10 protein-coding genes and 3 pseudogenes are annotated in these 13,421 nt (G+C 61.9%); 6 read left to right on the plus strand and 7 right to left on the minus strand.

Annotation, left to right across the window (positions count from 1 at the left end):
- Window positions 1-2 precede the first annotated feature (2 nt).
- Genes rpe through pseC form a run of 3 tightly spaced genes read left to right on the plus strand, consistent with a single transcriptional unit; the run spans window position 3 to window position 3,549 of the window.
- Entirely contained in the window at window positions 3-662 is a 660-nt protein-coding gene (rpe, locus tag QF629_05030) for a ribulose-phosphate 3-epimerase (GenBank protein MDP6012897.1), read from the plus strand.
- Complete coding sequence (locus QF629_05035) at window positions 659-2,353, plus strand: heparinase II/III family protein (protein ID MDP6012898.1); 1,695 nt, start codon at window positions 659-661, stop codon at window positions 2,351-2,353. The genes rpe and QF629_05035 overlap by 4 nt, the downstream gene beginning before the upstream one ends.
- On the plus strand, window positions 2,326-3,549 hold the full coding sequence (gene pseC, locus QF629_05040; protein ID MDP6012899.1) for a UDP-4-amino-4,6-dideoxy-N-acetyl-beta-L-altrosamine transaminase: 1,224 nt from the start codon (window positions 2,326-2,328) through the stop codon (window positions 3,547-3,549). The genes QF629_05035 and pseC overlap by 28 nt, the downstream gene beginning before the upstream one ends.
- Here pseC and QF629_05045 read toward each other — a convergent pair.
- Genes QF629_05045 through QF629_05055 form a run of 3 tightly spaced genes read right to left on the minus strand, consistent with a single transcriptional unit; the run spans window position 3,536 to window position 7,702 of the window.
- On the minus strand, window positions 3,536-4,672 hold the full coding sequence (locus tag QF629_05045; protein MDP6012900.1) for a glycosyltransferase family 4 protein: 1,137 nt from the start codon (window positions 4,670-4,672) through the stop codon (window positions 3,536-3,538). The genes pseC and QF629_05045 overlap by 14 nt on opposite strands.
- Before the next feature lie 10 nt (window positions 4,673-4,682).
- A complete protein-coding gene (gene asnB / locus QF629_05050) occupies window positions 4,683-6,569 on the minus strand; it encodes an asparagine synthase (glutamine-hydrolyzing) (protein MDP6012901.1) in 1,887 nt (628 codons plus the stop codon).
- Entirely contained in the window at window positions 6,569-7,702 is a 1,134-nt protein-coding gene (locus QF629_05055) for a glycosyltransferase (GenBank protein ID MDP6012902.1), read from the minus strand. Before QF629_05055 ends, asnB begins: the two co-directional genes overlap by 1 nt.
- 50 nt (window positions 7,703-7,752) lie before the next feature.
- Between QF629_05055 and QF629_05060 the strand changes: the two genes are divergently transcribed.
- From QF629_05060 to QF629_05070, 3 genes and pseudogenes are all read left to right on the plus strand, one after another.
- A complete protein-coding gene (locus tag QF629_05060) occupies window positions 7,753-8,748 on the plus strand; it encodes a methyltransferase domain-containing protein (GenBank protein MDP6012903.1) in 996 nt (331 codons plus the stop codon).
- A gap of 816 nt (window positions 8,749-9,564) precedes the next feature.
- On the plus strand, window positions 9,565-10,557 hold the full coding sequence (locus QF629_05065; GenBank protein ID MDP6012904.1) for a class I SAM-dependent methyltransferase: 993 nt from the start codon (window positions 9,565-9,567) through the stop codon (window positions 10,555-10,557).
- Between the two features lie 168 nt (window positions 10,558-10,725).
- Window positions 10,726-11,112 (plus strand): annotated as a pseudogene (locus tag QF629_05070) (winged helix-turn-helix domain-containing protein).
- A gap of 64 nt (window positions 11,113-11,176) precedes the next feature.
- Here the strand turns inward: QF629_05070 and QF629_05075 are convergent.
- The 4 genes and pseudogenes from QF629_05075 to QF629_05090 all read right to left on the minus strand — a co-directional run.
- Window positions 11,177-11,408 (minus strand): annotated as a pseudogene (locus tag QF629_05075) (transposase).
- A 115-nt stretch (window positions 11,409-11,523) separates the two neighbouring features.
- Window positions 11,524-11,746: pseudogene (locus tag QF629_05080) on the minus strand (IS1380 family transposase).
- 58 nt (window positions 11,747-11,804) lie between these two features.
- Window positions 11,805-12,854 carry a glycosyltransferase gene (locus QF629_05085; protein ID MDP6012905.1) on the minus strand — a complete coding sequence of 350 codons (1,050 nt, stop codon included), beginning with the start codon at window positions 12,852-12,854 and terminating at the stop codon, window positions 11,805-11,807.
- A 10-nt stretch (window positions 12,855-12,864) separates the two neighbouring features.
- A partial coding sequence (locus QF629_05090) for a 3-oxoacyl-[acyl-carrier-protein] synthase III C-terminal domain-containing protein (GenBank protein MDP6012906.1) occupies window positions 12,865-13,421 on the minus strand: 557 nt, incomplete at its 5' end.

Here is a 13,421-nt window from a genome sequence, read left to right on the forward strand (position 1 = left end):
CTATGCAACAGCCGGTGCGCATAGCGCCATCCATTCTGGCATCCGATTTCGCCCGCCTCGGCGAGGAGGTACGGGCGATCGAGGCTGCCGGGGCTGATTTCATCCATGTCGACGTCATGGACGGCCATTTCGTGCCGAACCTGACCATCGGATCGGGTGTTGTAGCGGCGCTCAGATCCCATTCTGCCCGGCCCTTTGATGCTCATCTGATGATCTCGCCTGTCGATCCCTACCTTGACGAGTTTGCCACGGCCGGCGCCGATATTATCACCGTGCAGGCCGAGGCTGGCCCCCATCTGCATCGCAGCGTTCAGCGAGTGCGCGGGCTCGGCAAGCACTGCGGTGTGGCGCTGAATCCGGCCACGCCGGTTGCCGCGATCGAGGAGGTGATTGACGACCTCGATCTGGTGTTGGTGATGACTGTCGATCCCGGGTTCGGCGGTCAGAGCTTTCTCACCGGCCAGCTGGATAAGGTGCGCCGACTGCGCGCCATGATCGATGAAAGCGGCCGCGCCATCGATTTGCAGGTCGACGGCGGCATTAATTTCAACACTGCGCCACAGGCGATTGAGGCCGGCGCAGACATACTCGTTGCTGGGACCGCCGTCTTCCGTGGTGGCCCGGAAGCCTACGCCAACAATATCCGTAGGTTGCGCGGATGAGTAACGGTGGTGGCCTGCTCGGCACGTTCAGTGGCGTTGGCTCAGCTGTAGCGGCGAGAAGTGAGCATCATGCCGCGCGGCCCCGATTGTCGGCAGGCGCGCTGCTTTACGGCAATCCGCTTTATCCCCTGACTTTACTGGGCCCGGTGCCTGAGCGGTTGGCTTTACAACCCGTCTCTGGCTTCCTCGGCGAGGTCGAAATCGGCGATCGCCTGTTCCAGGGCCAGTATCGCTTTGCTGGCCATGAGGTAGGTGCCCCGAAACTTCCCTTGTGGCTGCCGCCCGGCGCCCCGGATGCCTGGCTTGAGGATATGCATGGCTTCGAATGGCTGCGCGATCTAGCCGCGGCGAGGGGCGAGACCGCTCGCCGCCACGGCCGCATTGTGCTGGCCAACTGGATCGCAGTCTGCGGCCACTGGCGAGCTACTGTCTGGCGCGCCGATGTGCTGGGGCGCCGTATCGCCTCGTGGACACTGGCAGCCGGCTTTCTGCTGCGTGGCGCCGAGCCGGCTTGGAGGCGCAGCTTTTTATCTAGCCTCGCCATGCAGACGCGGCATCTTGCGCGCATCGCTTCGCGTGAGGCCACAGGTGCCGCGCGCATCGCAGCTATTCGTGGTCTGCTCTATGGTGGCCTTTGCTTCGGGCCCAACGAGAGGCGCACCGCAGCGGCCATCCGTCTGCTGATCCGCGAATGCCGCCGTCAAGTACTGGCGGACGGTGGGCACCGGTCACGCTCGCCGCGGCTGTTGCGTGCTGTCCTCGCTGACCTCGCCGATTGTCGTGGCTTGCTTCTGGCCGCTAACCGGGTACCGCCTGAGGGCCTGACCCGCGCCATCGATCGCATCGCGCCGATGCTGCGTGCCCTTTGCCATGGAGATGGCTCGCTCGCCGCCTTCAACGACGCCGGTGAGGGCGATGCGGACGCAGTGACTACCGCCTTGACCATGGCGGCGGCCCCGGGGCGGGCTCAAGCCAATGCGCCGCATATGGGTTTTCAGCGCCTTAGCGCCGGTGAGACCACGGTGATCGTGGACAGCGCTCGCCCCCAGCCCGGCTTGCAGACCGCCCATGCCGGCAGCCTGGCTCTTGAGATGAGCGTTGGCAGCCACCGCCTTGTGGTCAACTGCGGTCCTCATCGTGGCCGCGACGACGCATGGGCAGGTGCGTTGCGCAGCACGGCGGCCCATTCTACCCTGGTGATTGCCGATACCAACTCGGCACAGCTTGGTAACGAGGGTGGCTTCCTTGCTGACAGTGCCAGAGTAGTCTGCGAGCGCCGTGAAGGCGATGGCGCCACTTGGCTCGATCTCTGCGACGACGGCTATGTTGCACGATTCGGCGTGGTTCATCGCCGCCGCCTGTATCTTGGCGAGGGCGGATACGATCTGCGGGGCGAGGATCTCCTGACGCCCTCCGGCACGATGGCCGAGCCGCGCCCCTTTGCCGTTCGGTTCCATTTGCATCCGAGCGTTCAGGCATCTTTGGTAATGCACGGACGAGCAGTCTTGCTGCGTCTGCCCGACGGCAGCGGCTGGCAATTGCGTGTGGTGGGCGGCAGCCTGGCGCTCAATCCGAGCGTTTACTTCGACTGTGACGGCGAGCGACGGCGTAGCGAGCAGGCGGTGATCGTCGGTGTCTGTACTAACGAAGGAGCCACGGTCAAATGGGCGATTCGCCGGGTTGCAAACTAGACAGCGTACACTCGCTGCCCTATGGGCGGCAGCACATAGACGATGACGATATCGACGCGGTCGTCTCGGTACTGCGCGGCGACTGGCTGACGGCTGGGCCCGCCGTAGCGGCATTTGAGACCGCACTGGGGGAGGCGGTCGGCGCGCCTTTCGCGGTGGCATGTTCCAGTGGTACCGCTGCCCTTCACCTAGCGGCATTGGCTTGCGGTGTACAGCCCGGTGATTACGTGGTTGTGCCCAGCCTTACTTTTCTGGCGACGGCCAATGCACCGCACCACGCCGGTGCCGAGATCATCTTTGCGGATGCGGATGCGGACAGTGGCCTGATGACGGCGACAGCACTCGACCAGGCCCTGGCCGGGGCCGAGGGGCGGCGGATTGTCGCGGCGATGCCTGTGCATCTCAACGGTCAGTGCTGCGATCTCGAAGCCATTGCCGATATCTGTCGTCAGCATAAAATCACCGTCATTCATGATGCCGCCCATTCTCTTGGCACCGAATACGACAGCAAGAGGGTAGGAAGCGACGGTAGCCTACACGCCTTCTCGTTTCACCCCGTGAAAATCGTGGCGATGGGTGAAGGTGGGGCGGTGACTACAGACGATGCAGCACTGGCCCAGACCATGAGAAATATGCGCAACCACGGCATGACTAGGGAGCCCCGCCGTTTCGTAAACCCTGAGTTTGCCTTCGGCATCGATGGACAGGCTAATCCCTGGTATTACGAGATGTCCGCACCCGGGTTTAATTACCGCGCTAGCGACCTACATTGTGCTTTAGGTGCAAGCCAGCTAGTGAAGCTCAGCCGGTTTGTCGCTCGCCGCCGAGAGCTAGCCGATCACTACGATTCTGTGATCGGCAGCTTTGCTCCGGTCGTGATGCCCGTCTCGCGGGTTGAGGGCTGCCATCCCGCTTGGCATCTTTATGTGGTGCTAATCGATTTTGCGGCGGTCGGCAAGGATCGCGCTACCGTCATGCGGGAGTTGAAGGCTCGGAGCATCGGCACTATGGTTCATTATCTGCCGGTCCACCGCCAACCATACTATCGAAAGCGCTATGGTGAGGTGAGTCTGCCCGGCGCTATGCGATATTACGAACGGGCTCTGAGCCTGCCGTTGTTTCCCGAGATGCGCGATGATGACGTCGAGCGGGTGCTTTCGATTCTGGCGGAGGTGCTCGGGATCAGGATGGGGTGAGGCCGAGTAGCCGCAGTTGCCGATCTATGACGATGTTCTCGTCATAGAGCTCCCGCGCCCTATGCAGGCCTGCAGTGCCAAAATTTTTGCGCAATGCCGGGTCACGAGCAAGGATGCCAAGCGCTGCTGCAAGCGCCTTGGTGTCGTCAATGGGAACCAGGAATCCGGTCTCCTCATGCGCAACTTCCTCACGGCTGCCACGCACGTTGGTCGCCACCACGGGTAAAGCTGTCATCATGGCCTCGATGATGGAGCGTGGCATGCCTTCGCGATGCGACGGCAAAGTAAAGATATCGGCAGCCCGAAGAAGCATCTCGATATCGGTTCGATAGCCAAGCATATGCAGGCGTGAGCCAAGATCAGGATCGTCGCGTGCCCGATCTATCGCGTCGTCGATGTTTTGTGCATGTTCTGTTGTCAGGCGATCGCCAATCACCCATAAATGCGCGTCGACATGGCACATGGCGTCGAGTAGTTCACGATAGCCCTTCTCCGCCACCAACCGGCCTATCATTACCACAACCACTGCATTGGCTGGTGTGTCGTGCCGGGCACGCACTTGGATCCTTTCCGCTGGATTTGTGCTCGGACGAAACAGCGAAATATCTACGCCATTGCCGATCGCCTCGATCACTCCCGTGCGGCATAGCCTCAATCGCCGGGCAGTTGCCGCATCCTCTTCGGCTTGCGTGAAAAGCACATCGGTGCAACGCCCGCCAAACCACTCCAGAGCGACATAGGCGGCGCGCTTCCAGGCTGGCATGCGATCGTGAAAATAGAAGCCGTGGGCGGTATAGACGACACGCGGCACGCGCTCGTGACATGCGGCGAGCCGACCGATCAGAGCCGCAACCGGCGTATGTACATGCACTATGTCAAAAGCCTCGCGCCGCAATAGCGCGCGCAATGACCGGTAGGCGGTAAGATGGTCACGCGGTCGCAACAGGCCGCGTGAGAACGGTATGGCTTCGACGTGTATGCCTTCGTCGCGCACTTGCGCTGCCAGGGGGCCGTCGGCGCAGGCTGCGACCACCTCGTGGCCGGCGCTACCTAGGCTGCGGATTAGCGGCATGAGGAAATGGTAGAGCGTGAAATCGACCGCGCAAAGCTGAAGGATTTTCATGGTAGTTATCCTATGCCTCGCCGTGCCGCTCGTACCAGGCTTGGAAAGCGACGAGCGTCCACAAGGCTTCGGAGGTATCGCGCCGGCCACCCTTCAGGGCATCGTACCAGGCGGCGGGAAGCTCGGGTCGAAACAGGCCTTGCGTAGCCAGATGGGTTGGATCTATGGCCCGCCGTGTTAGGTCGGCAAGCTGGCCTGTCAGCCAGCTTGCGATGGGCATCTCGAATCCCTTCTTGGGGCGTGCGAAGACACTGGGCGGCAATCGGTCGGCAAAGGCTTGTCGTAAGGCGATCTTGCCCGTCCGCGCACCGAGCTTTAGTCGACTGGGTAAGGCTGCGGCAAAGCCCACAAGGCGATGGTCAAGAAAAGGGCAGCGGACCTCAAGGCCATTCGCCATGCTCATGCGATCGACCTTGACCAGCATGTCGCTCGGGAGACCGAGGGCGATATCCGCGGCTAGCATGGCGTTGACGGGGTCTGTCTGTCCGGAGTCTTGGCGCAGGTCATAAATCATGGCTTCGAGCGATGGTGCCTCTGCAGGCACGACCAGCAGCGCATCAAGGGCATCGTCGTGGAGTAGGCGGTTGAAACCGGCCTGCCGGGCCACGACATCCTTGCCGGCATGAGCCACGAAGCGCCGCAGGCGCCGCGCAGCTTCCAGAGTCCGGTGGCTTTTTGACTCCGGCAGGTGTGCGACAAGTGGCTCGATCAGGCCGTGGCGGACCATACTAGGTAGGCTGCGATAGAGGTTGGCATAGCGCTCCGCACGATATTTTCGATAGCCACCGAACACTTCATCGGCACCATCGCCCGACAAGGCTACGGTTACTGAGCGGCGGGTGGCCTGGGCCAGGAGGTAGCTCGGCACAGCGGAGGAATCCGCAAAAGGCTCGTCGAGGCCGTCGAAGACGGAGTCGAGCGCCGCTAGGGCGTCGTCGGGTCCGATACTAACTTCCGTATGCAAGCAGCCGAGGTGTTCGGCTACTATGCGCGCTGCGGGCCGTTCCTCGAAATAGGCCGCGGCGCCCTCGAAGCCGACGGTGAAGCTCTCGACCCGCCCGCCGAGCCGCGCCATCGAGGCCGCAACCAGGGCGGAATCGATACCGCCGGAAAGAAAAACGCCAAGCGGCACGTCTGCTATCAGACGGGCTTCGACAGCGGCATCGAAGCGCTCGCGCAGCTCGGCCAAAGCCACCCTGTCACTCTCTGGCGTAGGCTGTCGTTGCTCGGCGAGATCGTACCAGCGCTTGCTGCGGGTGCCCTCGGCATCGTGGCGCAGCAGGTGGCCCGGTGGCAGTCGCTGTACGCCAGGGCGGATCGACCAAGGGTCGGGTAGATAGCGCAGCGTAAACAGGAGACGAAGCGCCGCCGGATCAATACCGCCATTGCCACGCAGCCGGTCGAGCGCCACGAGGTCGGAGGCGAAGGATAGTACGCCGGCGTCTTCAGCGTATAGCAGGGGTTTCTGGCCGAAACGGTCACGCGCCAAGATTAGGCAGCCAGCGTCTGCATCCCATAGTGCGAAGGCGAACATGCCGACAAGGCGCGCTAGCACGTCCTCACCCCAATGACGCCATCCGGCCAACAGCACTTCGGTGTCGGAGCGGCTACGGAAGGCGATGCCCGCCGCTTCCAGTTGCTCGCGCAGGGCGGCGAAATTGTAGATCTCGCCATTGTAGCTGCCGACTAGGCCATGCGCCGCCATCGGTTGGCCGGCGGCGGCGCTGAGGTCGATGACCGACAGCCTGGTGTGGCCGAGGGCGCAACGGTTGTCATGCCAAGTACCGCTGGCGTCGGGGCCGCGCGGGGCGAGTCGCGCGACGGCGGCGTCGAGCTTCGGCGCCATCGCCTCTGCGTCCAGCCCGGCCAGCCTCACCACACCCGCAATGCCGCACATCAGACGCCGATCCCGTGCAGGGCGTTGAAGCTGGCGACCATGCGCGGCACCGAGAATTCCTGCTCTATGCGGGCGCGGGCGCGTACGCCGAGGGCTGCAGCGTCGTCATCGAGTAGCGCGCGTACCGCAGCGGCCAGCGCAGACGGGTCGCGTGGCGGCACTAGGTGGCCACAATCGCCGACAATGCGCGCCGCATCGCCGACCTCCGTTGCTACCGCAGGCAGGCCGCAGGCCATGCCCTCGGCGATGGTGTTGGAGAAGCCCTCGCCGAAGGCCGAACTCGAGACCACGACATCGCAGGCGGCGAGCAGGCGTGGCACGTCGTCGCGACGGCCCAGCGTGACTAGGCGCTCGACCTTACCGAGCCCCTGGGTTCCCTCGCCGATGGCCAAGGCCTGGACGCCGTCGAGTCGGTCAAGGGCCTGGATGAAGGTTAGATAATCCTTCATCGGATCTACGCGGGCAACGATAGCAATGAGCGGTGTGTTGGCATCAAGACCGTAATCGTTGCGCACCGCGGCGCGCGCCTCCGCATCGGGCCGAAAGCGCTCGGTGTCGATGCCATTCTCGATGACCGCGAAACGGTCTGGTCGATAACCCAGCAATACGTGGGCGCGGCGCCCGGCCTCGGAATTAGCGACGATGGTGCTTGGTAGGCGCGACAGCCTGGCGCAGTGGCTCATGACGCGTTTGAGCGTCGGGCGGTAGCGTCCTATATCAAGATCGGAGCAGCGCACGCCCCAGACCAGCTGGGTCGAACGGTAGCGCCCTGCGAATAGCCAGGCGACGGTGGCCAGTAGGTTGGCATGATACATCCAACATTGCAGCACCGCCGGGCGCGTGTGCCGGATCAGCCGCGCCAGCGCCAGCGGCGCCAGCAGCGAGCCTTGGCCGCGGCGCATGCCGAGGTCGAGGGTTGCCACGCCGGCATCGGCCAGGCGCTGACGGTGCACGCCGCCGGGAATCAGGCTGGCTACCACCACCGCGATGCCGGCGCGGTGGTTGGCCAGCGCCAGGTTGACCAGCTGCGCCTCGGCGCCCCCCGTGTGCAGGCCGGTGATGACATGCAACACGCCGCGGCTGAGGTCGGGCAGGGGCAAGTGGCTGTCGCTGGTTTGCGTTTGTGGCATCATGGCGCTATCTGGGGGCAACAGCGCGAACGATAACACGGGATGAGCAAAGATTGACTAACAGGTTGGCGTTGCGTCGTATGGTGCGCGCTAGCGTCACGGCGATGCGCGTGTACTATGTGTTGGATGATTGGCGCGCCCGGCGGCGATTGGCGCGGCACGATATCGCGACCACTTCTGGTGCGCGGCATGTCGATATTCCGCTCGCCGAGTCGCTCAATTATATAGAACAGATCTACGCCGATTATCTCGTCTATGCCGACCGTGCCGCTTTTTCGGGTACCGTGGCGGAGATTGGGCCGGGTGATAACTTCGGCCTTGCCCTGCTGCTGCTCAAGTGCGGAGCGGACTGGGTGCACGCCATTGATCGCTATCACAGCCAGCGGAATGCAGGGCATCAGGCCGCAATCTACGAGGCACTCGCGGCGCGACATGATCTTTCTGATCTGTTCGATGGCAACTTGGTTGAGGGGACGTTACGCCGCCTCAGCTATCATGCCGGCCTGCCAGCGGAACGTTTCTTCCGCGAGCACGATATCCGCTTCGACGCCATTCTTTCGCGCGCGGTGATGGAGCACCTTTACGACCCTCTCGCGGCGCTCGACGATATGGCCGCGGCGATGGCGCCGGGCGGGATCATGATTCACCGCATCGACCTGCGCGACCACGGCATGTTTGCCGGCCACCATCCGCTCACTTTCCTGACGAGCTCCGAGCGGTTGCATAAGGCGATGACCCGCGGCTCGGGTCGACCCAACCGTGTGCTGCTGCCGGAATGGCGCCAGTGGCTGGCGGGATCGGGTCTGCATGGCTCGCTGCGAATCACACGGCTTGCTGGAATTGCCGACGAGATCGCGCCGGCGTCCTGGGACGAGGTCGACACGGGACTGCGCGAGCAGGCGCTCGCCTGCGTGCGCGAAATTAGGTTGCAACTGCCAGCGCCACTCAAAGATTTCACTGACGATGACCTGGCCGTTGCAGGCTGTGTGCTGGTCGCGCAGAAGCCCTGGCAGGCTACTGAAATGGCAACGTCTAAGACGGATATTTAGAGTTTGTGGTGTGAATATGTGTTTGAGAATTAACAATAAAAGGAAATTGGGTTTGTTTCGTAATTTTCGAGAACGGCCCATCTCGTCGTATTCGAAATCTGTGGGAAGTCGCACGTTCTCAAGCCTCTAAGCGCGCTTGCATGGCGATAGGCAGAACACATCGGGTACATCATATATTTAGTGTCCGTTCGAGTAGTGAACGCTATTTCTTTTGATTTTCAATCGCACGCCGGGTCCGCCTCCATTCTCGTCGAGGAACTCGATTCCGGCTTCTTCTAATGCCCGTTGAATCTTGTGCAATGTGCTGTCGCGCGCTGGTCTCCAAGCCCAATTTCGCTGCAGTTTCCGCCCGACGATGAATCGCTTACTCAATTTGATCGATCCCGTCGCACATTCGTCCCGCCAAATCGGCGACCCACCCCATCAACAATGCAAATGGCGGTCTCATTCTGAGATACGTCCAGGTCAGCAAAGTGTGCGATGATCATCCTCCGATGTTCCAATTCACTGAGCGACAGGTGCCCGGATCATGGCACTATCGGAAATTCAAACCGCTGCGGTGATTATCCGTTGCCCATACATAACGCGACATCGTACGAAGACCGGACTTCGCGAAATGCACTCCACGATGCAGGGGCTTTGACGCTCGTGGCATTGTTTTTTTAGAATGCGCACCAATCCTCTAACCTAATCTGGAAAATCACGGGGCCGTAAAACCATGACTGATCATGAAGGACAGTGCAGGCCCGCGGCGATACTGGCCGCCGACGTCGCCGGGCGCAGCCGGTTGATGTCCGATGATGAGCGGGCGGCAGTGTGGACATTGAAGGAGCATTGGTCGGTAACTTCGTGCGGCCGGGTTTTTGTGGCAGCGCGTCGCATAGTATTGGGCCTTTACGGTTGGGACTGCGCGGTCGCATCATGAGCGGATGGGGCGCACTTCGCACGACCTATTGGGAATTGCGCGTAGCTGCCGCCAAAGGTGCGCCATTAGCCGAGGTTTGGGCGCGCTTTGGCGACCAGGCTCAAACGGTCGCGGGCCGAGCACCCGAACATCTCTCTCTATTGATCGATCTCGTCCGAAAAAAATGCGGCGATCAAGATCCCGCGAACGTAGCGATTCTGGATCACGGTTGTGGATCGGGCTTGACGATGCTTGTCATGGCTGCACTCGGTTTTACCAACATTTACGGTGTCGATATCGGCGGCGACCTATCCGCTCTCAACCGCATCTGCCGTAAAGTGTTTGGTCACGACTCCGATCGATTCCGGGTTTACGATGGTGACGCTCTGCCGCTACCAGATGCGTCGATTGATATAGTGCTGAGCCAACAGGTGTTAGAGCATGTTCGCCCGGCGGTCCTGGAGAGCTACTATCGCGAAGAGTCGCGCGTCTTGAAGCAGACGGGAATTGCTTATCACCAGGTACCACACCGCCTTGTCCCCTACGAATCGCACACGCGGACCTGGTTTCTTCACTATCTCCCGCGACCGATTTTCATAGCCTTGCTGCAACTAATTCGTAGCGATGTGCCGGTAATTGAATCGCACCTTTATCTGCGCTGGCCATGGCGCCACAAGAAGCTGGTGCGTCGGTTTATAGGGCCATACAGGGATTTGACCCTAGACCGCCTGAAGATGATAAGAAAATTCGAAACCTATGACGGCCCGCGTGGGCTTAGGCGCCTCATCAATCGCACTATCGACTTGCCTGTCATCGGCGGGGCCCTCAGCGCGGCCATAATCTGGTTCGTTCAAATCGATACGGTCACGGTTAAACAAGGCGGTCCTTATACCAAGGCTCAATGAAGAGGACTCACGCGGGAGGCCCCCAAGGAGAGGAAAATGTGTTTCACCATGGAGAACGGAAGGGAGTTCTCCATGGCAGTTGCGTCGCCGCTTCGCGAGGATTATTCGGCCGAGGATCTGTGGGCACTTGCACGTGGCAGTGATGATGGACCATAGACGCGCCGGCTTTTGTCTCTGGCGGAGATTTACGTCGGTGGCACACGCGAGAATGCGGCGCGGATCGGCGGCGTCGGTCTGCAGGTGGTTCACGATTGGGTGCTGCGTTTCAACGCCGATGGCCCGGACGGTTTGCTGGATCGTAAGAGGCCGGGTAAATCGCTGATCCTTGAGCAAGCTCACCGCCAGGGTCTGTTGGCGATCGTCGAGAGCGGCTCGCTGTCGGCGATCCATGGTGTGGTGCGCTGGCGGCTGGTTGATCTGGTGCAATGGCTGCGCGATGAGTTCGGCCTGTCGGTGAGCCGGCAGACCCTGGGCTGGGAGCTGCGCGCCTTGGGTTATGCCAAGCTCTCGGCCCGGCCTCGCCATCATACCCAGGACGCAGATGCCGTGGCGACTTTTAAAAAAACTTCGCCATCCTGTGCAGCAGACCACTGTCTCGCCAATCGTAGAAATAGCGTTACACCGTCGCGTCGCAGACGGTGGGAAGTCGTTTGGCAGCATCGCCCATTGGCAGCCCGTCGAGGTCATGTAGAGGATCGCATCCATGACATCGCGAAGCGCCGTCGTCCGCGGCCGCCCGGTCTTCTTGCGCTCGGGCATGAACGGCTCCAGCATCGCCCCCATTCACGGTCCGTCATATCGCTTGCATAGCGGCCACCACGACGCACATACGACAGCGGCGTTTTTGCCACAACCGAATAGGCGAATAACGCCACTCGATTGCCATAGACTGCGAATGTCGCGGGATATTCGCGTCTGATGGGTAACAATAAGGAAGCGACTATTGCTGCGTTGGACCGGGTCGGGCAGGCAACCGGCCAGAAGATCGCCAAGACCGAGACGCTTCTCGATTCCTCCCAAGATCAACACGCCGCCGTCCGACGACAGCCGCCCACCGTCAAAACGGGCGCACAGCTCCTTGTTTTCAACGGGTGACAAGCCAGGCAGATAGGCGACAGTCTGATCTATGGTGAGTTGATATTTCTCTGTTGGCGTATGAGCTTGTTTCAACACCAAAATCATATGTAATATCAATATCTTAATATGCCCTCACCAACCATATTCCACTGAGCCGTGAATAATCCAGGCTAGCACCCGTCGAGAATAGCCATCAGCTGTTTGGCGACGACATCGCTGTCGTAATGTGGTGGGAGTAGGTTGTTGCTCGGGCCGGCTTTCGCTGCACGCATCGCCCGCGCGAACGGCCCGCCCCATGGCGCTACGGTGACGGCACCGTCCGGCGCCGCCTCGGCGAGTTCGGCGATGCCGCCACTTTCCGGCGTCGCGATCACGGGCGTGCCACAGGCCAACGCCTCCAAGGCGACGTTGGCGAGCCCCTCCCAGCGCGACGGCAGAAGCAAAGCGTCCGCACCCGCCATTTGCGGCCACGGGTTCGGCTCATGGCCGCGCAGAGTGATCCGCTCATCCGCCATCGCGGCAAGGGCATCCCGCTCCGGTCCCTCGCCGAGGATCACAAGGTGATCGTCCGCGTCAGCCTCGGCAAAGAGCTCGAGCAGGCGGTCGAAGCCTTTTTGTCGCGTCAGACGGCCGACGGCGACGAAACGCCGCCCCCGCCCGGGCACACGCTGCGACTTGGCGGCCGCTGCGCGCAGCCGCGTGACGTCGACCGGATTGGGCAGAAAATGCAGCTGCTCTTCGGCCACGTGGAAACGGCCGGCCATCTCATTCAGCGTCTTGTGGTGCTGGCAGAGGACGGCATCGGCCGACGAATATAGCAGACGATAGGCGAGCGCCGTCATTCGGGGGTACGGGCCATGGCGCAAGCTCTGCGATGGCGTATTGGCCTCGCGTACCACGAGCTTGGTCTTGGGTGGCAGGGCGGGCCGGCACGCAAGCAGGGCCAAGTTTACGTAGCCCAGGCTAGAGATCACGATATCGGGGCGGGCTGCCCGCAAGGCGCGGATCAGGTGCCACAGGGCGCGGCGCAGGCGCGGCTGCCCCATATCGGTGAGCGGGATGTCGGCCGGACGGGCCTCGGCCAAAGGTCCATTACCTTCGAACACGACAAGCTCAGGTACGAAGCGGTCGCGGGCAAGCGCCTTGGCCAGGGTCAGAACGACGCGCTCGGAACCACCGGCGGCAAAGGATGGCAGGACGAAGGCGACGCGCTTCGTCATGGCGCGCGCGTTACGCGGGCTCGACCCGCATGACGGTGGAGCCCCAGGATAGGCCCACGCCAAAGCCGCACAAGAGTACGGTCTTGCCGGCAAGCGCTCCGATGCCGCCGACGCTGTCGAGCACGATAGGCAGGGTGGAGGAGACCGTGTTCGCAACATCGGCGATACACATCGGCACCTTTTCGGACGGCAGTTCCAATTCCTGGATCAAGGCGCGCACCATATGGCCGCTCGCCTGATGGAAGATGAACAGGTCGACATCATCGCGGGTCAGGCCGTTCGCGGCGAGGCAACGATCGACATCGGCGGGCACCCGCTTGATCATGAACTTGAGGATGGCGCGGCCATTCATATACAGCGCGCCCGGTCCGCTCACGGGTTGGTCCGGATTACGGCTGCCGCCACCGCGCACGATCAGGTCGTCGGCGCCGCTGCCGTCCGAGCCGAAGGTGAAGTTGCCGAGCTTGCCGGGACCGTCCTCGCTCAACAAGGTCGCTGCGGCACCGTCGCCGAACAGCGGCACGGTCTTGCGGTCTCCCGGATCCATCACCTTGCTATAGCCGTCGG

It is taken from the genome of Alphaproteobacteria bacterium (assembly GCA_030739735.1).
GTDB lineage: Bacteria > Pseudomonadota > Alphaproteobacteria > UBA7887 > UBA7887 > UBA7887.

Bases quoted from the DNA above. Each gene is read 5' to 3' on its own strand.
- rpe (MDP6012897.1), top strand. From the start codon at position 3: ATGCAACAGCCGGTGCGCATAGCGCCATCCATTCTGGCATCCGATTTC.
- QF629_05035 (MDP6012898.1), top strand. From the start codon at position 659: ATGAGTAACGGTGGTGGCCTGCTCGGCACGTTCAGTGGCGTTGGCTCA.
- pseC (MDP6012899.1), top strand. From the start codon at position 2,326: ATGGGCGATTCGCCGGGTTGCAAACTAGACAGCGTACACTCGCTGCCC.
- QF629_05045 (MDP6012900.1), bottom strand. From the start codon at position 4,672: ATGAAAATCCTTCAGCTTTGCGCGGTCGATTTCACGCTCTACCATTTC.
- asnB (MDP6012901.1), bottom strand. From the start codon at position 6,569: ATGTGCGGCATTGCGGGTGTGGTGAGGCTGGCCGGGCTGGACGCAGAG.
- QF629_05055 (MDP6012902.1), bottom strand. From the start codon at position 7,702: ATGATGCCACAAACGCAAACCAGCGACAGCCACTTGCCCCTGCCCGAC.
- QF629_05085 (MDP6012905.1), bottom strand. From the start codon at position 12,854: ATGACGAAGCGCGTCGCCTTCGTCCTGCCATCCTTTGCCGCCGGTGGT.